The 21,991-nt window shown below is 65.4% G+C and carries 27 protein-coding genes; 12 read left to right on the top strand and 15 right to left on the bottom strand.

Annotation, left to right across the window (positions count from 1 at the left end; genetic code table 11):
• Positions 1-13: 13 nt before the first annotated feature.
• Entirely contained in the window at positions 14-2,101 is a 2,088-nt protein-coding gene (locus tag WFQ67_RS08605; protein ID WP_337056599.1) for a TonB-dependent siderophore receptor, read from the top strand.
• A 13-nt stretch (positions 2,102-2,114) separates the two neighbouring features.
• On the top strand, positions 2,115-2,843 hold the full coding sequence (locus WFQ67_RS08600) for a DUF4198 domain-containing protein (RefSeq protein WP_337056598.1): 729 nt from the start codon (positions 2,115-2,117) through the stop codon (positions 2,841-2,843).
• A gap of 70 nt (positions 2,844-2,913) precedes the next feature.
• Here the strand turns inward: WFQ67_RS08600 and hisC are convergent, their stop codons facing one another.
• The 10 genes from hisC to WFQ67_RS08550 all read right to left on the bottom strand — a co-directional run bounded on the left by hisC (position 2,914) and on the right by WFQ67_RS08550 (position 10,794).
• Positions 2,914-3,966: a histidinol-phosphate transaminase gene (gene hisC, locus WFQ67_RS08595; protein WP_337056596.1), complete on the bottom strand. Its 1,053-nt coding sequence runs from the start codon at positions 3,964-3,966 to the stop codon at positions 2,914-2,916.
• Positions 3,967-3,968: 2 nt separating this feature from the next.
• Positions 3,969-5,282, bottom strand: a complete 1,314-nt coding sequence (gene hisD, locus WFQ67_RS08590) for a histidinol dehydrogenase (protein ID WP_337056595.1) — start codon at positions 5,280-5,282, stop codon at positions 3,969-3,971.
• Positions 5,283-5,401: 119 nt separating this feature from the next.
• Positions 5,402-6,037 carry an ATP phosphoribosyltransferase gene (hisG, locus tag WFQ67_RS08585; RefSeq protein ID WP_111262492.1) on the bottom strand — a complete coding sequence of 212 codons (636 nt, stop codon included), beginning with the start codon at positions 6,035-6,037 and terminating at the stop codon, positions 5,402-5,404.
• A gap of 85 nt (positions 6,038-6,122) precedes the next feature.
• Positions 6,123-7,388, bottom strand: coding sequence for a UDP-N-acetylglucosamine 1-carboxyvinyltransferase (murA, locus tag WFQ67_RS08580; protein WP_043241471.1), 1,266 nt, complete (start codon positions 7,386-7,388; stop codon positions 6,123-6,125).
• Between the two features lie 23 nt (positions 7,389-7,411).
• The gene (locus WFQ67_RS08575) at positions 7,412-7,651 is read right to left on the bottom strand and encodes a BolA family protein (RefSeq protein ID WP_173173194.1); all 240 of its coding nucleotides are present in this window, start codon (positions 7,649-7,651) and stop codon (positions 7,412-7,414) included.
• A 109-nt stretch (positions 7,652-7,760) separates the two neighbouring features.
• Positions 7,761-8,069, bottom strand: coding sequence for an STAS domain-containing protein (locus WFQ67_RS08570; protein ID WP_337056593.1), 309 nt, complete (start codon positions 8,067-8,069; stop codon positions 7,761-7,763).
• Positions 8,062-8,709, bottom strand: a complete 648-nt coding sequence (locus tag WFQ67_RS08565) for an MlaC/ttg2D family ABC transporter substrate-binding protein (RefSeq protein ID WP_173173198.1) — start codon at positions 8,707-8,709, stop codon at positions 8,062-8,064. Before WFQ67_RS08565 ends, WFQ67_RS08570 begins: the two co-directional genes overlap by 8 nt.
• A gap of 11 nt (positions 8,710-8,720) precedes the next feature.
• Positions 8,721-9,188: an outer membrane lipid asymmetry maintenance protein MlaD gene (gene mlaD / locus WFQ67_RS08560; RefSeq protein ID WP_021217841.1), complete on the bottom strand. Its 468-nt coding sequence runs from the start codon at positions 9,186-9,188 to the stop codon at positions 8,721-8,723.
• Positions 9,188-9,985, bottom strand: coding sequence for a lipid asymmetry maintenance ABC transporter permease subunit MlaE (mlaE, locus tag WFQ67_RS08555; protein WP_111262495.1), 798 nt, complete (start codon positions 9,983-9,985; stop codon positions 9,188-9,190). The genes mlaD and mlaE overlap by 1 nt, the downstream gene beginning before the upstream one ends.
• Positions 9,985-10,794, bottom strand: a complete 810-nt coding sequence (locus WFQ67_RS08550) for an ATP-binding cassette domain-containing protein (protein WP_111262496.1) — start codon at positions 10,792-10,794, stop codon at positions 9,985-9,987. Before WFQ67_RS08550 ends, mlaE begins: the two co-directional genes overlap by 1 nt.
• 245 nt (positions 10,795-11,039) lie before the next feature.
• Between WFQ67_RS08550 and WFQ67_RS08545 the strand changes: the two genes are divergently transcribed.
• The 10 genes from WFQ67_RS08545 (at position 11,040) to WFQ67_RS08500 (ending at position 18,043) form a co-directional block, all read left to right on the top strand.
• Complete coding sequence (locus WFQ67_RS08545) at positions 11,040-12,014, top strand: KpsF/GutQ family sugar-phosphate isomerase (protein ID WP_213628562.1); 975 nt, start codon at positions 11,040-11,042, stop codon at positions 12,012-12,014.
• Positions 12,015-12,539 (top strand): KdsC family phosphatase, encoded by a 525-nt coding sequence (locus tag WFQ67_RS08540; RefSeq protein ID WP_213628561.1) that lies wholly within the window; start codon positions 12,015-12,017, stop codon positions 12,537-12,539.
• Between the two features lie 9 nt (positions 12,540-12,548).
• A complete protein-coding gene (gene lptC, locus WFQ67_RS08535) occupies positions 12,549-13,121 on the top strand; it encodes an LPS export ABC transporter periplasmic protein LptC (protein WP_213628560.1) in 573 nt (190 codons plus the stop codon).
• The gene (gene lptA / locus WFQ67_RS08530) at positions 13,108-13,653 is read left to right on the top strand and encodes a lipopolysaccharide transport periplasmic protein LptA (protein ID WP_111262500.1); all 546 of its coding nucleotides are present in this window, start codon (positions 13,108-13,110) and stop codon (positions 13,651-13,653) included. The genes lptC and lptA overlap by 14 nt, the downstream gene beginning before the upstream one ends.
• Positions 13,653-14,378, top strand: coding sequence for an LPS export ABC transporter ATP-binding protein (lptB, locus tag WFQ67_RS08525; RefSeq protein WP_021217834.1), 726 nt, complete (start codon positions 13,653-13,655; stop codon positions 14,376-14,378). Before lptA ends, lptB begins: the two co-directional genes overlap by 1 nt.
• Positions 14,379-14,519: 141 nt before the next feature.
• Positions 14,520-16,019, top strand: a complete 1,500-nt coding sequence (locus WFQ67_RS08520; RefSeq protein ID WP_337056592.1) for an RNA polymerase factor sigma-54 — start codon at positions 14,520-14,522, stop codon at positions 16,017-16,019.
• Positions 16,020-16,101: 82 nt separating this feature from the next.
• Complete coding sequence (gene hpf / locus WFQ67_RS08515) at positions 16,102-16,410, top strand: ribosome hibernation-promoting factor, HPF/YfiA family (protein ID WP_021217832.1); 309 nt, start codon at positions 16,102-16,104, stop codon at positions 16,408-16,410.
• Positions 16,411-16,423: 13 nt separating this feature from the next.
• Complete coding sequence (gene ptsN / locus WFQ67_RS08510) at positions 16,424-16,888, top strand: PTS IIA-like nitrogen regulatory protein PtsN (RefSeq protein WP_111262502.1); 465 nt, start codon at positions 16,424-16,426, stop codon at positions 16,886-16,888.
• 9 nt (positions 16,889-16,897) lie between these two features.
• Positions 16,898-17,755, top strand: a complete 858-nt coding sequence (gene rapZ, locus WFQ67_RS08505) for an RNase adapter RapZ (RefSeq protein ID WP_173173210.1) — start codon at positions 16,898-16,900, stop codon at positions 17,753-17,755.
• Positions 17,756-17,770: 15 nt separating this feature from the next.
• The gene (locus tag WFQ67_RS08500) at positions 17,771-18,043 is read left to right on the top strand and encodes an HPr family phosphocarrier protein (RefSeq protein WP_337056589.1); all 273 of its coding nucleotides are present in this window, start codon (positions 17,771-17,773) and stop codon (positions 18,041-18,043) included.
• Positions 18,044-18,138: 95 nt separating this feature from the next.
• On the opposite strand, the gene WFQ67_RS08495 is transcribed toward WFQ67_RS08500, so the two are convergent.
• From WFQ67_RS08495 to WFQ67_RS08475, 5 genes are all read right to left on the bottom strand, one after another.
• Positions 18,139-19,026: a ZIP family metal transporter gene (locus tag WFQ67_RS08495; RefSeq protein ID WP_213630427.1), complete on the bottom strand. Its 888-nt coding sequence runs from the start codon at positions 19,024-19,026 to the stop codon at positions 18,139-18,141.
• 65 nt (positions 19,027-19,091) lie between these two features.
• On the bottom strand, positions 19,092-19,703 hold the full coding sequence (locus tag WFQ67_RS08490; protein WP_213628557.1) for a superoxide dismutase: 612 nt from the start codon (positions 19,701-19,703) through the stop codon (positions 19,092-19,094).
• Between the two features lie 14 nt (positions 19,704-19,717).
• Positions 19,718-20,164 carry a tetratricopeptide repeat protein gene (locus WFQ67_RS08485; RefSeq protein WP_213628556.1) on the bottom strand — a complete coding sequence of 149 codons (447 nt, stop codon included), beginning with the start codon at positions 20,162-20,164 and terminating at the stop codon, positions 19,718-19,720.
• A gap of 53 nt (positions 20,165-20,217) precedes the next feature.
• Positions 20,218-21,594 (bottom strand): class II fumarate hydratase FumC, encoded by a 1,377-nt coding sequence (gene fumC, locus WFQ67_RS08480; protein ID WP_213628555.1) that lies wholly within the window; start codon positions 21,592-21,594, stop codon positions 20,218-20,220.
• Positions 21,591-21,983: a FagA protein gene (locus tag WFQ67_RS08475; protein WP_213628554.1), complete on the bottom strand. Its 393-nt coding sequence runs from the start codon at positions 21,981-21,983 to the stop codon at positions 21,591-21,593. The genes fumC and WFQ67_RS08475 overlap by 4 nt, the downstream gene beginning before the upstream one ends.
• Between the last annotated feature and the right edge of the window lie 8 nt (positions 21,984-21,991).

Raw genomic sequence — 21,991 nt, 5'->3', positions numbered from 1 at the left:
AGACCCACCGACAATGAAGTCACGCAGCATCGCCTCGGTCGCCGGACTGGCCCTTGGCCTGGCCAGCGGCAGCGCCCATGCCACCCCGCTTGAACTCGAAGAAATCACCATCGAATCACGCCACGAACGCGCCGACGGCCCCGTCACCGGCTATCGCGCCACCCGCTCGGCGAGCGCCACACGAACCGACACCGACCTGCGCGACGTCCCCCAATCCGTCGCCGTCGTCCCCGCCCAGGTGCTGGACGATCTCGGCACCACCCGCATCGACCGCGCGCTGGATTTCGCCAGCGGCGTCTCCCGGCAGAACAACTTCGGCGGCCTGACCTTCCTCAACTACAGCGTGCGCGGCTTCACCACCGGCGAGCTGTACAAGAACGGCTTCGCCATCAACCGCGGAAGCTACAGCTCGCCGGACGCCAGCGGCATCGAGCGCATCGAGGTGCTCAAGGGCCCGGCGGCGAGCCTCTATGGGCGTGGCGACCCGGGTGGCCTGGTCAACATCGTCACCAAGAAGCCCGAGGAGGAAGCCTTCGCCCGCTTCCAAGCCAGCGCAGGCAGTTGGGATCGCTACCGCAGCAGCCTCGACGTCAACACGCCGCTGGATGACGCCGGCACCCTGTTGTCGCGCATCAACCTCGCGGTGGATGACAACCAGAGCTTCCGCGACCACGTCGGCAGCGAGCGCCTGGTGATCAGCCCATCCCTGAGCTGGCAGCTGAGCCCGGACACGCGCCTGCTGATCGAGAGCGAGTTCGTGCGCCATGAATCGGTGTTCGATCGCGGCATCCCCGCCCCTGGCAACCAGCTCGGCACGGTCAAGCGCTCCACCTTCCTCGGCGAGCCCAACGACGGCGAGATCCGCAACCGCAACCAGATGCTGCAGGTCAGCCTCGAGCACTACCTGAACGACGACTGGAAGCTGCGCCTGGCCAACCACTACGCCCAAGGCCACCTCGCCGGAGACTCCTCGGAGACTTCGCGCCTGTCCGGCGACCTCGCCAGCCGCTTCTACCGCCAGCGCGATTTCGAGTGGAACACCAGCATCACCCAGGCCGAGCTGCACGGCAGCTTCGCCACCGGCACCTGGCAGCACCAGACCCTGATCGGGCTCGAGTACGAGAACTACCGCAACAGCCAGAAGTACCCCCAGAGCGACACCCTGTTCAGCTACGGCGTGGATATCCACAACCCCATCTACGGCCAGCCCAAGCCCGCGCTCACCCGCAAGAACGACTTCTTCGAGCGGGTGGAAAGCCATTCTCTGAACCTGCAGGACCAGATCGCCATCACCGATCGGTTGCGCGGGCTGGCCGGCGTGCGCCTCGAACGCTTCGGGCAGGCGGCGCTGGATCGCTCCACGCGCATCCGCAACGCCCAGCACAAGGATGTCGTCACCCCGCGTCTCGGGTTGCTCTACCAGCTCACCCCGGAAGTCGGCGTGTTCGCCAACGCCTCCACCTCGGTCAAGCCCAACGCCATCAGCAGCCAGGGCACGGTGTTCAAGCCGGAGAAAGGCGTCGGCTATGAGAGCGGGGTCAAGCTGGACCTGCTCGAGAGCCGCCTTGGCGCCACGATCGCGCTCTTCCATATCGAGAAGGAGAACGTGCTGACCGCCGACCCCAGCGACCCGGGCCAGAACATCGCCGCCGGCAAGGCACGCAGCCAGGGCCTGGACATGCAGGTCGCCGGCCAGCTCACCGACGCCGTCCGCCTGATCGGCGCCTACGCCTATATCGATGCCGAGGTGACCGAGGACAACACCCTCCCCAAAGGCAGCCGCCTGCTCGGTATCGCCAGGCACAGTGGCAGCCTGATGGGCGTCTACGAGTTCCAGGACGGCTGGCTGCGCGGCGCGGATGTCGGCGCGGCCGCCAATCATGTCGGCGATCGCTCCGGCCAGGCCGGCAGCCAGTTCAAACTGCCCGCCTACAGCACCCTCGACCTGCTCGCCCACTACAAGGCCAGCGATGACCTCAGCATCGGCCTGAACCTCAACAACGTCTTCGATCGCAAGTACTACGAGCGCTCCTACAACAGCGTCTGGGTACTGCCCGGCGACCCGCGCAACCTGACCCTCAGCCTTACCCTCAACCTCTGACAAGGACTCCCCCATGCGACTCCACAGCAAACTGCTGCTCACTGCCGCCCTCGGTGCCCTGCTCGCCGGCCAGGCACAGGCCCACGGCCTCTGGACCGAACAGCGGCGCGGCAACATCGAAGTGATCTACGGGCACGGCGCCGAGGACGACGCCTTCAAGGCCGAAAAGGTCAGCGGCGCCTGGGCCTATGACGCGGCCGGCAAGATGATTCCCGTCACCATCCAGCGCCTGGACGACCACGCCCGCCTGCAACCGCTGACACCGCCTGCCAGCCTCACCGTGGCGCTGGACAACGGCGCCTGGTCGCAGACCGCCTACAAGCAGTGGATCAACAAGGGCCGCGACCAGGTGAAAGACGCCGTCGCCTCCATCCACACCTGGAAGTACAGCCTGGCGATCTACCGTGAAGGCGCGAAGCTGCCGACGCTGGAGCGCCTGCGACTGGTCATCGTGCCGCAGGTCGACCCGCTTGCCGTCGGCCCGGGCAAACCGCTGCCCGTGCAGGTACTGATGGACGGCAAGCCAGCGGCGGGCATCGAGCTGTTCGGCGACTACCGCAGCGATCCGCACACCGTCAGCGCCACCACCGATGCCCAGGGCAAGGCCAAGGTACTGGTGCGCAACGCCGGCCTCAACGTGATCGCCGCCCAGGCCACGATGAAGAGCGACAAGGACCCGGAGGCGGAGGAGCACGGCTTCTTCACCTCGCTGACCTTCGTCGGCGAAGCGCATCACGAGTGACGGCCGCACCCGCCCATGAAAAAAGCCGAGGCGGTGTCCCGTCTCGGCTTTCTTGTTCACAGCGCCGTAATCAACCGGCGTCGAGCGCGTCCAGCAATGCCTGGTTCTGCTCCGGCGTGCCGATGGTGATGCGCAGGAACTGGGCGATGCGCGCCTGCTTGAAGTGACGCACGATCACGCCCTTCTCGCGCAGGCCGGCGGCGATGCCCGCCGCGTCCTTGTCCGGGTGGCGGGCGAAGACGAAGTTGGCCGCAGAAGGCAGCACCTCGAAACCACGCTTGGCCAACTCGCTCACCACCCACTCGCGGCTGTCGATGACCTTGCGGCAGGTGTGCTCGAAGTAGGGCCTGTCTTCGAAGGCGACGGTGGCGCCGGCGATGGCCATGCGATCCAGCGGGTAGGAGTTGAAGCTGTTCTTGATGCGCTCCAGGGCCTCGATCAGGTCCGGGTGCCCCACCGCCAGGCCCACGCGCAGGCCAGCCAGGGAACGGGACTTGGACAGGGTCTGGGTGACCAGCAGGTTCGGGTAGCGATCCACCAGGGCGATGGCACTCTGGCCGCCGAAGTCGATGTAGGCCTCGTCGACCACCACCACCGAATCCGGGCTGCCCTGCAGCAGCTTCTCCACGGCCTCCAGCGCCAGCAGGCAGCCGGTGGGGGCGTTCGGGTTGGGGAAGATGATGCCGGCATTGGGGCGCGCGTAGTCCTCGACGCGGATCTGGAACTGCTCGTCCAGCGGCAGCGCCTCGAAGGGGATGCCGTAGAGGCCGCAATAGACCGGGTAGAAGCTGTAGGTCACGTCCGGGAACAGCAGCGGGCGGCCGTGCTGGAACAGGCCGTGGAAGATGTGCGCCAGCACCTCGTCCGAGCCGTTGCCGACGAACACCTGGGCGGTCGTCACGCCGTAGTGCTCGGCCACCGCCTGCTTGAGGCGGTCGCTGTTCGGGTCCGGGTACAGGCGCAGGCTGTCACCCAGTTCCGCCTGCATGGCGGCGATGGCCTTCGGCGACGGACCGTAGGGGTTCTCGTTGGTGTTCAGCTTCACCAGGTTGGCGATCTTCGGCTGCTCGCCCGGAACGTAGGGCACCAGCTCCTTGACGAAGGGACTCCAGAATTTGCTCATCGTCATTCTCCCTTGATCCGGTATTCGGCGCTGCGGGCGTGGGCGGTCAGCGACTCGCCACGGGCCAGCACGGACGCGGTCTTGCCCAGCTCGGAGGCACCGTCTGCAGAGCAGAAGATGATCGACGAGCGCTTCTGGAAGTCATACACGCCCAGCGGCGAGGAGAAGCGCGCGGTGCCGGAGGTGGGCAGCACGTGGTTCGGGCCGGCGCAGTAGTCGCCCAGCGCCTCGGCGGTGTAGCGGCCCATGAAGATGGCGCCGGCATGGCGGATCTGCGGCAGCCAGGCCTGCGGGTCGGCAACCGACAGCTCAAGGTGCTCGGGAGCGATGCGGTTGGCGACGGTGATCGCCTGTTGCATGTCGGCGACCTGGATCAGCGCGCCACGGCCGGTGAGGGAGGTGCGGATGATCTCGGCACGTTCCATGGTCGGCAGCAGTTTTGCGATGCTGGCGGCCACCTTGTCGAGGAACTCGGCATCGGGGCTGACCAGGATGGACTGGGCGTCTTCGTCGTGCTCGGCCTGGGAAAACAGGTCCATGGCGATCCAGTCCGGGTCGGTCTGGCCGTCGCAGACGACGAGGATCTCCGAGGGACCGGCGATCATGTCGATGCCCACCTGGCCGAAGACGTGGCGCTTGGCGGTGGCGACATAGATGTTGCCGGGGCCGACGATCTTGTCCACCTGGGGCACGCTCTCGGTGCCATAGGCCAGCGCGGCCACGGCCTGGGCGCCGCCGATGGTGAAGACGCGATCGACGCCGGCCACGCAGGCGGCGGCGAGGACGATCTCGTTGATCTCGCCACGCGGGGTCGGCACCACCATCACCACTTCGGCGACGCCTGCGACCTTCGCGGGGATGGCGTTCATCAGCACGGACGACGGGTAGGACGCCTTGCCGCCCGGCACGTAGAGGCCGGCACGGTCCAGCGGGGTGACCTGCTGGCCCAGCACGGTGCCATCGGCCTCGGTGTAGGTCCAGGAATCCTGTTTCTGTTTCTCGTGGTAGAGGCGCACGCGCTCGGCGGCGGTCTCCAGGGCCTGGCGCTGCTCGGCGGTGATGCGGGTCAGGGCCAGTTCCAGGCGCTCGCGCGGCAGGATCAGGTCGGCCATGGAGTCGACGGCCAGGCCATCGAAACGCTGGGTGAACTCGACCAGGGCGGCATCGCCGCGCTTGCGCACGGCCTTGATGATGTCGAGGACGCGCTGGTTGACCGACTCGTCGGATACGCTTTCCCAGCTCAGCAGATGATCCAGATGACGGGCGAAGTCCGGATCAGCGGCATTGAGTCGGCGAACAGCGGTTTGAACGGTCATAGCGGGCCTCATTATTGGCAAATGCTCGGGCGCCGCTAGAGTAGCAAGCCCACCGTGCGGGCACCCGAGATTATTGGCTATGACACGGATAGGCGGGTGCGGCCGGGGCCGCACGGGTGTCAGTCGTGGTGTCGCGACTCGACCGCCTGGCGCAGGGTGTCGATCAGCGCCTGGATACGGGCGTGCTGCATCTTCATCGAGGCCTTGTTGACCACCAGGCGGGAGCTGATGGTGGCGATCAGTTCCTGGGGTTCCAGGCCATTGGCGCGCAGGGTGTTGCCGGTGTCGACCACGTCGATGATCTTGTCGGCCAGGCCGACCAGCGGGGCCAGCTCCATGGAGCCGTAGAGCTTGATCACTTCGACCTGGCGACCCTGTTCGGCGTAGTAGCGCTTGGCGACGTTGACGAACTTGGTGGCCACGCGCAGGCGCCCCTTGGGTTCGGGCACGCCGACCGCGCCGGCGGTCATCAGCTTGCAACGGGCGATGCGCAGGTCCAGGGGCTCGTAAAGGCCCTGGCCGCCGTACTCCATCAGCACATCCTTGCCGGCCACGCCGAGGTCCGCCGCGCCATGCTCGACATAGGTCGGCACGTCGGTGGCACGGACGATCAGTAGGCGCACGTCATCCTGGGTGGTGGGGATGATCAGCTTGCGGCTCTTGTCCGGGTTCTCGGTGGGGACGATGCCCGCTTCCGCCAGCAGCGGCAGGGTGTCGTCGAGGATGCGGCCCTTGGATAACGCGATGGTGAGCATGGAACTGGATGTCCTTGGCTTCGGCCCTCTGCGGGCCCTTGAGGGAGCATGCGGGCCGACCGGCAGCGGTCGGCCCGAGCGTCACCTAACCCGGCACGCGGCGGATCTTGGCGCCGAGCAGCTGCAGTTTTTCCTCGATGCACTCGTAACCACGGTCGATGTGGTAGATGCGGTCGATCAGGGTGTCGCCCTCGGCGACCAGGCCGGCGATGACCAGGCTGGCGGACGCCCGCAGGTCGGTGGCCATGACAGGAGCGCCCTTGAGCTGCGGAACGCCGGTGACGATGGCGGTGTTGCCCTCGACCAGGATCTGCGCACCCATGCGGTTCATCTCATAGACGTGCATGAAGCGGTTTTCGAACACGGTCTCGATGACCGCGCCAGTGCCTTCGGCCACGGCGTTCATGGAAATGAACTGGGCCTGCATGTCGGTGGGGAACGCCGGGTACGGCGCGGTGCGCACATTGACCGCTTTGGGGCGGTTGCCCTTCATGTCCAGCTCGATCCAGTTGTTGCCGGTGCTGATGTGGGCCCCGGCCTCTTCCAGCTTCAGCAGCACGGATTCGAGGATGGTCGGATCGGTGTCCTTGAGCTTGACGCGGCCACCGGTGGAAGCGGCGGCCACCAGGTAGGTGCCGGTCTCGATGCGGTCGGGCATCACGCTGTAGCGCGCGCCGCCGAGGCGCTTCACGCCGTCGATGATGATGGTGTCGGTACCGGCGCCCTGGATCTGCGCGCCCATGGCGATCAGGCAGTTGGCCAGGTCGACCACTTCCGGCTCGCGAGCGGCGTTTTCCAGCACGGTACGGCCGTTGGCCAGGGTGGCGGCCATCATGATGTTCTCGGTACCGGTCACGCTGACGGTATCGAAGAAGAAGTGCGCGCCACGCAGGCCACCGGCCGGTGCGCGGGCCTTGATGTAGCCGCCGTCGACGTCGATCAGCGCGCCCATGGCCTCGAGGCCGCGGATGTGCAGGTCGACCGGGCGGGAACCGATGGCGCAGCCGCCGGGCAGCGCCACTTCGGCTTCACCGAAGCGCGCGACCATCGGGCCGAGCACCAGGATCGAGGCGCGCATGGTCTTCACCAGCTCGTAGGGCGCGACCAGGGTCTTGATGGTGCTGGCGTCGACTTCGACGCTGAGCTTCTCGTCGATCACCGGCTGCACGCCCATGCGACCGAAGAGTTCGATCATGGTGGTGATGTCGTGCAGGTGCGGCAGGTTGCACACGGTGACCGGGGTATCGGCCAGCAGGGTGGCCGCGAGGATCGGCAGGGCCGAGTTCTTGGCGCCCGAAATACGGATTTCGCCATCGAGGCGTTGGCCGCCGGTAATAATCAGTTTGTCCATTTGGAATCTCGTCGCCCGTAGGCTCAGGAACGCTCGGCCCAGCCAGCGAGGCTGAAGAATTTCATGGTGACCGCGTGGATGCTGCCATCGGCGATCCAGGCGTTCAGATGGGCATAAACCTGCTGCTGGCGCTTGACCGGGCTCATGCCGGCCAGCTCGTCGCTGATCAGATTCAACTGGAAGTTGCAGCCTTCCCCTTCAACTACCACCTCGGTTCCGGGCAGCTTCGCCTCCAGGAGGCTTTTCACTTCTACGGCCTGCATGCTCAACCTCAATCGGCGCCCTACGCGCGCGGGTCGGCCATGATACAAAAAAGCCCTCCGCCTGCGAACCCCGCGCGAGCAAGGTCTGACGGAGGGCTTTCGACGTCTTTCACACTTCCAGCGGCAGCAGCTCGTCGAGCCCGGAGACGCCGGCGATCTGCCGCATGTCCTCGGGCAAGGCGCGGATGCTCAGCGTCTTGCCGGCCTTGCGTGCATCCCGCATGAAGGCCAGCAGCAGCGACAGGCCGACGCTGCTGGACTTCTCGACGCCAGAGCAGTCCAGCACCAGGTCGCTCAGGCCGTGCTCGCGGATCAGCCGAGCGCCGGTCTCGCGCAATTCGGGGCCGCTACGGAAGTCCAGCACGCCGGAGAGCTTCAACTCCCCGCCAGTGCCGGCGCTGAGGGTTGCGTCACTCATGACCGGCGGCCTTCTGGCCTTCCTCGGTCTGCTTGGCCTTGGCCACCACCTCGGCCCAGCCGTCGATGGTCTTGTCCAGGTCGTTGCCGTTCTTCTGCATGGTGTCGGCGAACTGGTCGCGGAACAGCTTGCCGATGTTGATGCCGTTGATGATCACGTTGCGCAGCATCCACTGGCCATCGAGGTTGACCATGGTGTAGGACACCGGATAGACCGTGCCCTTGCTGTCCTTCACTTCCATGCCGACGCTGGTGCGCTCGGGATCTTCCTGCTTGGCGGGCAGCACGCGGATGTCCTGGTTGTCGTACTCCAGGAGGGCGTTGCCGTAGAACTGCATCAGGCTGCGCTTGAAGTTCTCCTGGAAGCGGGTCATCTGCTCCGGGGTCGCCTTGCGCGAGTATTTGACCGTCATGATGCTGCGGGAGATGCCATCGGCATCCACCACCGGACCGAGGATATTGTTCAGCGCATCGTAGAAGGCGCCCGGGTTGCTGCGGTACTGCTGCTTGTTGGCCTTGAGGTCGCTGAGCAGCTTGTCGGTGGTCTGCTGCACCACATCGCGCGCGCTCGGCGCCGCGTTGGCCAGCAGGGGCAGCGCGGCGAGCAGAACCAGCAGGCCGTTACGCATTGCTTTGATCATGTCGAAGGTCCTCACTTGCTTTCCTTATTCACCGTGTTGAGCAGGAACTTGCCGATCAGGTCTTCCAGCACCAGCGCGGACTGGGTGTCGCGGATGGTGCCGCCGTCCTTCAGCAACTGGTCGTCGCCACCGACGCTGATGCCGATGTACTTCTCGCCCAGCAGGCCGGCAGTGAGGATGGAAGCGGTGGAATCGGTCGGCAGGTTGTCGACGCGCTTCTCCAGTTCCATGGTGACCCTGCCGGTGTAGCTTTCGCGGTCCAGATCGATGGCGGTGACCTTGCCGATGGTCACACCGGCCATGGTCACTTTTGCTCTGACAGTCAAACCGGCGATATTGTCGAAATGCGCATAGACCTTATAGGTTTCGCTGGCGCCACCGACCGACAGGCCGCTCACGCGCAACGCCAGGAGCAGCAGGGCGAGCAACCCGGCCAGGAGGAACAGGCCGACACCAATTTCCAGGGTGCGGATTTGCATCAGAAATCTCCAAACATCAAGGCGGTCAGGATGAAGTCGAGCCCCAGCACGGCCAGCGAGGCATAGACCACGGTTTTAGTCGTTGCGCGGCTGATCCCTTCGGAGGTCGGCTCGCAGTCATAACCCTGGAACACGGCGATCCAGGTCACCACGAAGGCGAAGACCACGCTTTTCAGCACGCCATTCAGCACATCTTCGGTGAATTCGACACTGTTCTGCATGTTGGCCCAGAAGGAGCCATCGTAGACCCCCAGCCAATCGACGGCGACCATCGCACCGCCCCAGATTCCCACCACGCTGAAGATCATCGCCAGCAACGGCATGGAGATGAAGCCGGCCCAGAGCCGCGGGGCGATGATGTACTTGAGCGGGTCGACGCCGATCATCTCCAGGCTGGAGAGCTGCTCGGTGGACTTCATGTTGCCGATCTCGGCCGCCAGCGCGGAACCGGCACGCCCGGCGAACAGCAGCGCGGTGACCACGGGTCCCAGCTCACGCAGCAAGGTCAGCGCGACCATCTGGCCGACCGCCTGCTCGGAGCCGTACTCCACCAGGATGTTGTAGCCCTGCAAGGCCAGCACCATGCCGATGAAGACACCGGACACGACGATGATCGGCAGCGACAGCACGCCGACGAAATACAGTTGCTTGACCAGCAGCTGGAAACCCGCGCCGGTGCCGGTACGGCCGAACAGCGCACGCAGCAGGAACAGGGTGGAACGGCCCAGCGCCTCGACGACGTCCAGGCCGGCACGCCCGAGCAGGCGGATGCGCTCGAGCGGAGACTTCTTGCGCATCAACGCTCTCCCAGCAAATCGTTGCGGTAATCGGGTGCCGGGAAGTGAAAGGGCACCGGCCCGTCGGGGATGCCTTTCATGAACTGGCGGATCCTCGGGTTATCCGACTCCATGAGCTCGGCGGGGGTCCCCTGCCCCAGCACCTGGGCATCCCCCACCACATAGATGTAGTCGGCGATGCTGGCGGTTTCCGCCAGGTCATGGGAGACCACGATGCTGGTGATGCCCAGGGCATCGTTGAGGAGGCGGATGAGCCGCACCAGTACGCCCATGGCGATGGGGTCCTGACCGACGAAAGGCTCGTCGTACATGAGGATCTGTGGGTCAAGTGCGATGGCGCGGGCCAGGGCCACACGGCGCTTCATGCCACCGGAGAGTTCGTCGGGCATCAGGTCGATGGCGCCGCGCAGGCCGACCGCCTGCAGCTTCATCAGGACAATGTCACGAATCATTTCCTCGGGCAGCTTGGTATGCACCCGAAGCGGGAAGGCGACGTTCTCGAACACATCGAGATCGGTGAACAGCGCACCGCTCTGGAACAGCACGCCGAACTGCTTGCGCATGTCGAACAGGTCGGCCCGGGACAGCGTCGGCAGGTTCTGACCGTTGACCCAGACCTCTCCAGCCGCTGGCTTGAGCTGCGCGGCGATGAGGCGCAGCAGGGTGGTCTTGCCACAGCCGGACGGCCCCATGATCCCGGTGACCTTGCCACGCGGGATACGGATATCGACGTTCTGGAAAATACTGCGTGTGCCGCGATTGAAGGTGACGCCCTTCAACTCGACGGCGTAAGCGTTATCAGCGCTCATCTGTACTCCTTGCGATGCGGCCATCCCTGCTGAAGACGTCGCCTCCGGCAGCCGGGACACGATGCCTGAGGGGTGGCCGAACAGGCGGCGAACTATAGCATCGCAGCACAATGCCACCCAAGGCCGCAGCGCCCCATTGTTCAGGCCTGAGACAGGTTTCTCCACCGGGGCATGCAATGAAGGGTGAGCGAACGACTCTTTGCCGGTATAATCCCCGCCTTTTCCTCGGCAACTGCACTCTCGACATGAGCCAGTCCAGCGATCTGATCCAATCCGCACACCGCACCATCCGCCTGGAACGTGAAGCCATCGACACCCTGCTCGGCAGGATCGACGCCGACTTCGTCCGTGCCTGCGAGCTGATCCTCGCCTGCAAGGGCCGCGTGGTGGTGGTGGGCATGGGCAAGTCCGGCCACATCGGCAAGAAGGTCGCCGCGACCCTGGCCAGCACCGGCACACCCGCCTTCTTCGTCCACCCCGCCGAGGCCAGCCACGGCGACATGGGCATGATCACCCCGGACGATGTGGTGCTGGCCCTGTCGAACTCGGGCTCCACCGCCGAGATCGTCACCCTGCTGCCCCTGATCAAGCGCCTCGGCATCACCCTCATCAGCATGACCGGCAACCCGCAGTCTCCGCTGGCCAAGGCCGCCGAAGCCAATCTCGACGCCCGCGTCGAGCACGAAGCCTGCCCGCTGAACCTGGCCCCGACCTCCTCCACCACCGCATCGCTGGTACTGGGCGACGCCCTGGCCATCGCCCTGCTGGAGGCCCGTGGGTTCACCGCCGAGGACTTCGCCTTCTCCCATCCCGGTGGCGCCCTGGGCCGCCGCCTGCTGCTGAAGGTCGAGAGCATCATGCACGGCGGCGACAGCCTGCCCCGCGTCGAGCGCGGCACCTCGCTGCGCGATGCGCTGCTGGAAATGACCCGCAAGGGCCTGGGCATGACCGCCGTGCTGGAAACCGACGGCAGGCTGGCCGGGATCTTCACCGACGGCGACCTGCGCCGCACCCTGGACAAGGGCGTGGACGTGCGCCAGGCCAGCATCGACGACGTGATGACGGCACACGGCAAGACCGTGCGGGCCGAGATGCTCGCCGCCGAAGCCCTGAAGATCATGGACGACCACAAGATCAACGTACTGGTGGTGGTGGACGACAACGACACCCCCATCGGCGCCCTGCACATCCACGACCTGACCCGCGCCGGGGTGATCTGAATGAGCGACGACCTGCTGCAACGCGCCAAGGGCATCCGCCTGGCGGTCTTCGACGTCGATGGCGTACTCACCGACGGCAAGCTCTACTTCCTGGTCGACGGCAGCGAATTCAAGACCTTCAATACCCTGGATGGCCACGGCATCAAGATGCTGATCAACTCCGGCGTACGCACCGCGATCATCTCCGGCCGCAGCACCCCGGTGGTCGAGCGCCGCGCCCGCAACCTCGGCATCCAGCACCTCTACCAAGGCCGCGAGGACAAGATGGTGGTGCTCGACGAACTGCTCGCGGAGCTGGGCCTGGACTACCAGCAGGTCGCCTACCTCGGCGATGATCTGCCCGACCTGCCGGTTATCCGCCGCGTCGGCCTGGGCATGGCCGTCGCCAGCGCCGATGGCTTCGTCCGCCAGCACGCCCACGGCACCACCCGGGCACGCGGTGGCGAAGGCGCCGCACGCGAATTCTGCGAACTGATCATGCGCGCCCAGGGCAGCCTCGACGCTGCACAGGCCGCCTACCTCTAGGTCCGGAACATGTCGAAGAACTTCCGCCTCGCCCTGATCCTGATCCCGGTCGCCGCCCTGCTGATCGCGCTGGGCTACTGGAACATCCGCCCGGAAAGCTTCATGGAGCGCCAGGCCAGCGCACAGGCGGACGAGAACGCCATCGACTTCTACGTGGTCAATGCCTCCAGCGTGCAGTACCAGGAAGACGGCAAACGTCACTACGAGATGACCGCCGCCAAGCTGGAACACGTCAAGGCCAGCGACGTGACGCTGCTGACCAATCCGGACCTGCAGCTCTACCGCGGCACCGAATTCCCCTGGCACGTGCAGAGCGAGCACGGCGAGGTCGGCCCCGAAGGCGAGCAAGTGGAACTGATCGACAAGGTCCGCGTGGCGCGCACCGATGCCAAGGGCCGGCCGACCATTCTCACCACCAGCCGCCTGACCGTGTTCCCGGACAAGCAATATGCGGAAACCCAGCAAGCCGTTAGAATCGACGCCGCCAACGGGGTTACCACGGCACAAGGAATGAAAGCGTACTTGAATGACAGCAGGATGATCCTGCAGTCCAACGTAAGAGGCCAGCATGAGGTTCGTTAAAACCCTCCCCCTACTGCTCAGCCTGGGTGCCGCACTCGGAAGTGCCAGCGCCTGGGCGCTGCCCAGCGACCGTGATCAGCCGATCCGGGTCCAGGCCGACAGCGCCGAACTCGACGACAAGCAAGGCGTGGCGGTCTATCGCGGTGATGTCGTGATCACCCAGGGCACCCTGAAGATCACCGGCGACACCGTGACCATCACCCAGAACGCCCAGGGCGAACTGGAGGTCTTCACCTCGGTCGGCAAACCTGCCTACTACGAGCAGAAGCCTGCGGTGGACAAGCAGATCGTCAAAGCCTACGGCATGACCATCCAGTACTTCGCCGCCAACGAGCGCATCGTGCTGATCGACCAGGCCAAGGTGATCCAGGAAGGCAACACCTTCGAAGGCGAGAAGATCGTCTACGACACCCAGCGCCAGATCGTCAACGCGGGTCGCGCCACCGGCACCAATGTCGGCACCCCGCGCCCGCGCATCGACATGGTCATCCAGCCGAAGAAGAAAGAGCAGCAAGCGGGACAAGCACAGTAATGGCGACCCTCAAAGCCCAGCACCTGGCGAAGAGCTACAAGAGCCGCCAGGTGGTACGTGATGTCAGCCTGTCCATCGACAGCGGCCAGATCGTCGGCCTGCTCGGCCCCAACGGCGCCGGCAAGACCACCTGTTTCTACATGATCGTGGGCCTGGTGAAGGCCGACCAGGGCCGCGTACTGATCGATCAGCAGGACGTCACCCACCAGCCCATGCACGGCCGCGCCCGCGCCGGCATCGGCTACCTGCCTCAGGAAGCCTCGATCTTCCGCAAGCTCAGCGTGGCCGACAACATCATGGCCATCCTCGAGACCCGCAAGGAACTCGACCGCGCCGGCCGCCATCGCGAGCTGGAGAGCCTGCTCCAGGAATTCCACATCAGCCACATCCGCGACAGCATCGGCATGAGCCTGTCCGGTGGTGAGCGCCGCCGCGTCGAGATCGCCCGCGCCCTGGCCACCGCCCCCAAGTTCATCCTGCTCGACGAACCCTTTGCCGGTGTCGACCCCATCTCCGTGGGCGACATCAAGCAGATCATCCACCACCTCAAGGCGAAGGGGATCGGCGTGCTGATCACCGACCACAACGTCCGCGAGACCCTGGATATCTGCGAAACCGCCTACATCGTGAATGACGGCCAACTCATCGCCGAAGGCAGTGCGGAAGAGATCCTGGCCAACCAGTTGGTCAAGGAAGTCTACCTGGGGCACGAATTCCGCCTCTGAAGGCCAGCCCTGCACGCAGAAGTTGCGAGCAGTAGAAAAATCATTCAAGGTCAGGCATATAATTTGCTTCCTGGTGGCGCCTCGGCGCCCTGTAGTGGATGGCGCATGCGCGCCGGCGAATAAGGTGCTAAGCCCCCTGCCATGAAACCATCGCTAGTCCTGAAGATGGGCCAGCAGCTGACGATGACTCCGCAGCTGCAACAGGCCATCCGCCTACTCCAACTGTCCACCCTGGATCTGCAGCAGGAAATCCAGGAGGCGCTGGAGTCCAATCCCATGCTTGAACGCCAGGAGGAAGGAGAGGACTTCGACAACTCCGACCCCATGGCCGAAAGCGAGCAGCAGCCCAACTCCGCCAGCCAGGAATCCAGCTTCCAGGAATCCAGCGCCCCCACTTCCGAGAACGAGAGCCTCGAAGACGGGGAGTGGCACGAGCGCATCCCCAGCGAGCTGCCCGTCGACACCGCCTGGGAAGATGTCTACCAGACCAGCGCCAGCAGCCTGCCCAGCTCCGACGACGACGAGTGGGATTTCACCTCCCGCACCTCGGTCGGCGAGAGCCTGCAGAGCCACCTGCTGTGGCAGCTCAACCTGGCGCCCATGTCCGATACCGATCGCCTGATCGGCGTCACCCTCATCGACTGCATCAACAATGACGGCTACCTGGAGGAAACCCTCGAGGAAGTCGTGGAAGCCTTCGACCCCGAACTCGAGGTCGAGCTCGACGAAGTCGAGGTTGTCCTGCGTCGTATCCAGCAGTTCGAGCCGGCGGGTGTGGGCGCTCGCGACCTGCGCGAATGCCTGCTCCTGCAACTGCGCCAGTTGCCGCCCAAGACTCCCTGGCTGAGCGAAGCGCAGCGCCTGGCGGGCGACTATCTCGACCTCCTGGGCAGTCGCGACTACAGCCAGCTGATGCGCCGCATGAAGCTCAAGGAAGACGAGCTGCGCCAGGTGATCGAGCTGATCCAGGGCCTCAATCCGCGTCCCGGCTCGCAGATCGAGGCCAGCGAACCCGAATACGTCGTGCCGGATGTCATCGTGCGCAAGCACAACGAACGCTGGCTGGTGGAGCTGAACCAGGAAGCCGTCCCTCGCCTGCGCGTGAACCCGCACTACGCCGGCTTCGTCCGCCGGGCAGACTCGAGTGCCGACAACACTTTCATGCGCAACCAGTTGCAGGAAGCACGCTGGTTCATCAAGAGCCTGCAAAGCCGCAACGAGACCCTGATGAAGGTGGCGACCCAGATCGTCGAGCACCAGCGCGGTTTCCTCGAGTACGGCGACGAGGCGATGAAGCCCCTGGTACTGCATGACATCGCCGAAGCGGTGGGCATGCACGAGTCGACCATTTCGCGCGTCACCACCCAGAAATTCATGCACACCCCCCGTGGCATATACGAGCTGAAATACTTCTTCTCCAGCCACGTCAGCACCTCCGAAGGCGGTGAATGCTCGTCCACCGCCATCCGCGCGATCATCAAGAAACTGGTCGCTGCGGAAAATGCCAAAAAGCCGTTGAGCGACAGCAAGATCGCTGGTTTACTGGAAGCACAGGGTATCCAAGTGGCCCGCCGCACAGTCGCCAAGTACCGGGAATCCCTCGGGATAGCGCCTTCCAGCGAACGCAAGCGGCTGATGTGACGCGGATTGATCCACGCCAAAGTGTTCCGGTGGCAGGCCCGTTAGCCTGTCTCTTACACACGGGCAATAAGGAGAAAGCGGTATGCAAGTCAACATCAGTGGACATCAACTGGATGTGACCGACGCCCTGCGCGACTATGTCGTCGAGAAGTTCGACAGACTGGAGCGCCACTTCGACAAGATCACCAATGTGCAGGTGATCATGCAGGTGGAGAAACTGAAGCAGAAGATCGAAGCCACCCTGCACATCGCCGGTGGTGAGGTCGTGGCCAATGCGGAGCATGAAGACATGTATGCGGCCATCGACCTGCTTACGGACAAACTCGACCGCCAACTGATCAAACACAAGGAAAAGCAGCTGAACCGCCAGCAGGGCGCAACCGCCCGCTGACATTCCCCTTCCTATGATCCGACTTGAGCAAATCCTGACCCCCGGCCGTTCCCTCGTGAACGTGCCGGGCGGCAGCAAAAAACGTGTCCTGGAACAGATCGCCAACCTGGTTGCTCGCGAACTTCCCGACCTCGACTCGCAAGATATCTTCGAAAGCCTGATCGCCCGGGAGAAACTCGGCTCGACAGGTTTCGGCAACGGTATCGCCATCCCCCATTGCCGGCTTCCCGGCTGCGCCGCGCCCATCAGCGCCGTGCTGCGCCTGGAGGCCCCCGTCGACTTCGACGCCATCGACGGCGCCCCGGTGGACCTGCTGTTCGTACTGCTGGTCCCCGAAGCCGCCACCGACGAGCACCTGGAATTGCTCCGCCAGATCGCCAGCATGCTGGACCGCACCGAAGTGCGCGACCGCCTGCGCGTGGCGCAGAGCAGCGACAGCCTGTATCAGGTGGTAGTGGACGTCCAGAACGGACGCTAGGACCTTGCCATGCGCCTGATCATCGTCAGCGGCCGTTCAGGCTCAGGCAAGAGCACCGCCCTCGACGTCCTCGAGGACAACGGCTTCTACTGCATCGACAACCTGCCCGCCGGCCTCCTCCCCGAGCTGGCCGAACGCGCGCTGTTGCAGACCGAGCTGCTGCATCCGCAGGTCGCCGTTTCCATCGACGCGCGCAACCTGCCCAGCCAGCTCAAGCGCTTCCCCGAATTGCTCGAAGAGGCCCGCGCCCGCCACATCCAGTGCGACGTGCTGTACCTGGACGCGGATGACGAGACCCTGCTCAAGCGCTTCTCCGAAACCCGCCGGCGACACCCGCTGACCAACGAGGACCGCTCCCTGGCCGAGGCCATCCTCGACGAGTCGAAGCTGCTCGCGCCCATTTCGGACCTGGCCGATCTGAAGATCGACACCACCCACCTCAACCTCTACCAGCTGCGCGACAGCATCAAGCTGCGCCTGCTGAACAAGCCCGAACCGGGAACCGCCTTCCTCGTCGAATCCTTCGGTTTCAAACGCGGCATGCCGGTCGACGCCGACCTGGTGTTCGACGTGCGCTGCCTGCCCAACCCCTACTGGAAGCCCGAGCTGCGCGACCACTCCGGCCAGGATGCCGTCGTCGCCGAATACCTGGCCGCCCAGCCGGATGTCGAGGAGATGTACCAGGACATCCTCGGCTACCTGAACAAATGGCTGCCGCGCTTCGCCGCCAGCAACCGCGCCTATGTCACCGTCGCCATCGGCTGCACCGGCGGCCACCACCGCTCCGTGTACCTGGCCGAACGCCTCGGGCAGGCACTCAAACCCAACCTGAAGAACGTCCAGGTTCGCCACCGCGACCTCAGTTAAAGGATCCCCGCCGCGATGCCAGCCTGCGAAATCACCATCATCAACAAACTGGGGCTGCATGCCCGTGCCGCCGCCAAGTTCGTCGGCGTCGCCGGCCGCTATCCCTGCCAAATCCGCGTCGGTCGCAACCCGGAAAGCCTGGTGGACGGCAAGAGCATCATGGCCGTGATGATGCTCGCCGCAGGCAAGGGCACCTCCATCCACGTGCACACCGAAGGCGAGCAGGACGACGATGCGCTCAACGCGTTGATCGAACTGATCAACAATCGCTTCGACGAAGGCGAGTGAAGACAGGCCTCGCCCCAGCGGCGCCAGGCACGCAGAGCAAGCGGACACACCGCCGCGCGACGCCTCCCTGCGTCGCCGCGTGAAGCATCGGCCGATCAGGCCAACGCCGTATCCAGCATCATCATCAGACAGAAGCCCGCCGCCAGCCCCAGGCTCGCTGCGGTCTCATGTCCCTTGCGGTGGCACTCCGGAATGATTTCGTGGGTCACCGCGAACAGCATCGCTCCAGCCGCCAAGGCCAGGCCCCAGGGCAACAGCAACACCGACACCTGCACCAGCCAGGCGCAAAGCAACGCGAACAGCGGCTCGACCAACCCGGATGCCGCGCCGATCAGCATCGCCCTGCCCCGTGACATACCCGCCCCCGCCAATACCAGGGAAATGATCAGCCCCTCCGGCAGGTCCTGCAGCGCGATGCCCAATGCCAGGCTGTCCGCACCCGCCAGCCCGGCGCCCGCGGCCACCCCCACGGCCATGCCCTCGGGGATGTTGTGCAGGACGATGGCGATGACGAATAACAGGATGCGCGGCGCCAGCACCAGGCGATCGGTTCGCGTGTCGACCTCCAGCGGCCGCTCCGGCAACAGTCTGCCAAGGCCGAACAATGCGCTGGCTCCCAGCAACAGGCCGAGGCTCATCAGGAACCCCGCCGACCAGCGGGAGAAGCCCAGTTGCCCGGCAGCCTCGAGGCCTGGGATCAGCAACGAGAACACCGTCGCCGCCAGCATCACGCCGGCACCGAAACCCAGCAGGGCGTCGGAGGTACGCGCCGAGATGCTGCGCATGAACAGCACCGGCAAGGTCCCGACAGCGGTGCCCAACGCACACAGCGCGCCCGACTTCAGGGCATGCCAAAGATGGGGCTCCAGCGCACGCTCGGCCTCCAGCACCGCCTGCCAGGACAGCAGCACGCAACCGGCGAGCATCACACAGAGCCCCAGGACCTGGCGCAGGGAAAGCCCGCTCGGCAGCAGGGGCAGCATGGCGCCCCGGGCGGGCGTGTGCAGGTGCCCTTCGACGCCCAGGCCGTGCATGTCGGGTTCGGGCATCAGGCCATCGCCTCACGGTATCGACGATCGACTTCGGCCCAGTCGATGACGTTGTAGAACGCACCGATGTATTCGGGGCGTCGGTTCTGGTAGCGCAGGTAATAGGCGTGCTCCCAGACGTCCAGCCCGAGGATCGGTACGTGCCCCTTCATCAGCGGGCTGTCCTGGTTGCCACTGCTCTCCACCACCAGGCGCTTGTCCGGCGTCACGCTGAGCCAGGCCCAGCCACTGCCGAAACGCGTCAGCGCCGCCTTGGTGAAGGCTTCCTTGAAGGCGACGAACCCGCCCAGCTCGGCCTCGATGGCCGTCCGTACCGTGCCGTGGGGCTGGCCGCCGCCACTGGGTGACATCACGGTCCAGAACAACGAATGGTTGGCATGGCCGCCGCCGTTGTTGATCACCGCAGCGCGCAGCGGCTCGGGCACCTCGGCCAGGCGCCGCAGCAGCGACTCCACCGGCAGTTGCCCGAGGGGGTTGCCCTCCAGCGCGGCGTTGAGGTTGTTGATATAGGCCTGGTGGTGCTTGCCGTGATGGATCTCCATGGTCTGCGCGTCGATGTGCGGCTCCAGGGCGTCGTAGGCGTAGGGCAGCGTGGGCAGGCTGTAGGTCATGGTCGGGTCCTCATTCAGTGGTAGTAGCGGCTGCGGGCAAGGTGCGGCGTCTCCCGCGACGAGTGCCCAGGGGCGATGCCGAGCAGGCGATCGGTGCGGGGATAGGCGCCGTGCTCCTGGATGAACTGCAACAGGCTGCCGTAGGTGCAGCGGCTGTGGCGCAAGGCGACGTCGCGCAATGTCTCGGGCAGGCCTGGATCGCGCAGCACCTGCAACAGGCGCTCGTGGCAGGCGCAGAGGTTCTCGGCGGTCTCCTCCGGCTGCCCGAGCATCAGGTGCAGGTCGGCCAGGTTGTGGTGCGAGACCACGAACGCCGCCACCGCCTGGTCCGGGTCGGGCCAGCGCTCGAGGAGCATCTGCGCCTGGGCCAGGGCCTGCAGGTAGCGCTCGCGCGCCTCGATCCATTCACCGGCACGGAAGCAGTGGTTGCCTGCCTCGATGGTTCGTTTCCAGTACTCCATCGGCCACCTCCGGGTGGGCGAAGGGCGCCGCCTGCGCGGCACCCGGGTCGCGGCTAGAGGCCGCCCTCGGTGAGCTTCTCCGGGTCGAGCAGCTTTTCCAGTTCGGCACGGCCGAGGTCGGTGTTCTCCTGGGCCACGTCGATCACCGCCCTGCCCTCGCGGTACGCCTGCTTGGCGATCTCGGCGGCCTTGAGGTAGCCGATGATCGGGTTGAGCGCAGTGACCAGGATCGGGTTGCGCGACAGCGCCTCGTCCAGCTTCGGCTGATTGACGCGGAAGCTCGCCACCGCGCGGTCGGCCAGCAACCGGCTGCTGCTCGACAGCAGCTGGATGCTGTTCAGCAGGTTGTGAGCGATGACCGGCAGCATCACGTTCAGCTCGAAGTTGCCCGACTGCCCGGCGACCGTGATCGCCGCGTCATTGCCGATCACCTGGGCGGCGACCATGGCCGTGGCTTCGGGGATCACCGGGTTGACCTTGCCCGGCATGATCGAGGAGCCCGGCTGCAACGCCTCCAGCTCGATCTCGGCCAGGCCCGCCAGCGGACCGGAGTTCATCCAGCGCAGGTCGTTGGCGATCTTCATCAGCGTCACCGCCACGGTCTTCAACTGGCCGGACAGGGCCACCGCGGTGTCCTGGGAGCCGATCAGGGCGAAGAAGTTGCTGCCCGGGGTGAATTGCAGGCCGGTCAGCAGGTTCAGCTCGGAACAGAAGCGCTCGGCGAAGCGCGGGTGCGCATTGATCCCGGTGCCGACGGCGGTACCACCCTGTGCCAGTTGCTGCAGGCTCGGCATCAGCGCACGCAGGTGCTCGATGTTGCTTTGCACCTGCTGGGCCCAGCCATCGAGCACCTGGCTCATGCGCACCGGCATGGCGTCCATCAGGTGGGTGCGGCCGGTCTTCACGTAGGGGCGAACATCAAGGGACTTCTCGCAGAGCACCTTGAGCAGGTGACCGAGGGCGGGCAGCAGGCGCTCGCTCAACTCGATGGCCGCGCTGGCGTGGATGCTCGACGGGATGATGTCGTTGCTGCTCTGCCCGCAGTTGACGTGGTCGTTGGGGCTGACCTGCTCCGCCAGCAGGCGGCTGGCCAGGGTGGCGATCACCTCGTTGGCGTTCATGTTGGTACTGGTGCCCGAGCCGGTCTGGAACACATCCACCGGGAAGTGCGCCATGAAATCACCGGCCAGCAACTCCTGGCAGGCGCCGACGATGGCATCGCCCATCGCCGGGCCAATCTGCTCCAGGTCGACGTTGGCCCGCGCAGCAGCCGCCTTGGCGAGGATCAACGCGCGGATGAAGGCTGCCGGCATGCGCTGTCCGGAAACCGGGAAGTTGTTCACCGCCCGTTGGGTCTGGGCCCCGTAGAGCGCCTTGGCGGGGACCGCCAGCTCGCCCATGCTGTCGCGTTCGATTCGGGTGTCAGTCACGCTGTATGTCCTTCTTCCGGTTCGATGAAGCTCAAGGATGGCGCCAGGCGAAGGGTCGCCAGGCGCCGCTGCAGGCCGAGCAGGCGCTGGCGACGCGACGGGTCGCGGGCCAGCGGACGCAGGGCTTGCAGGGGTAGATAGGCGTGGTCGAGGCACAGGCAGCGCCAATGCCAGGGCAGGGCGCGGTCGGTCGCGCTGTCCAGCAGCAGCTGGAAACTGCCTTCGAAGATGCGCCAGGCCGGCAGGCCGTGATGCACCACCAGCTCGTGGCCATCGTCGAGGAAACGCATCAACTGGCGCGGGTCGTCCGGTGCCAGGGCACAGCGGATGCGCTGGCCGAGCCAGCGCCAATCGGAGCATGCCTGGGGTTCGTCGAGACGGGGCCGCACTGCGAATC

This window comes from Pseudomonas sp. USHLN015, from assembly GCF_037153275.1.
GTDB lineage: Bacteria > Pseudomonadota > Gammaproteobacteria > Pseudomonadales > Pseudomonadaceae > Metapseudomonas > Metapseudomonas tohonis.
This window is presented reverse-complemented; position numbering and strand designations above follow the sequence as displayed.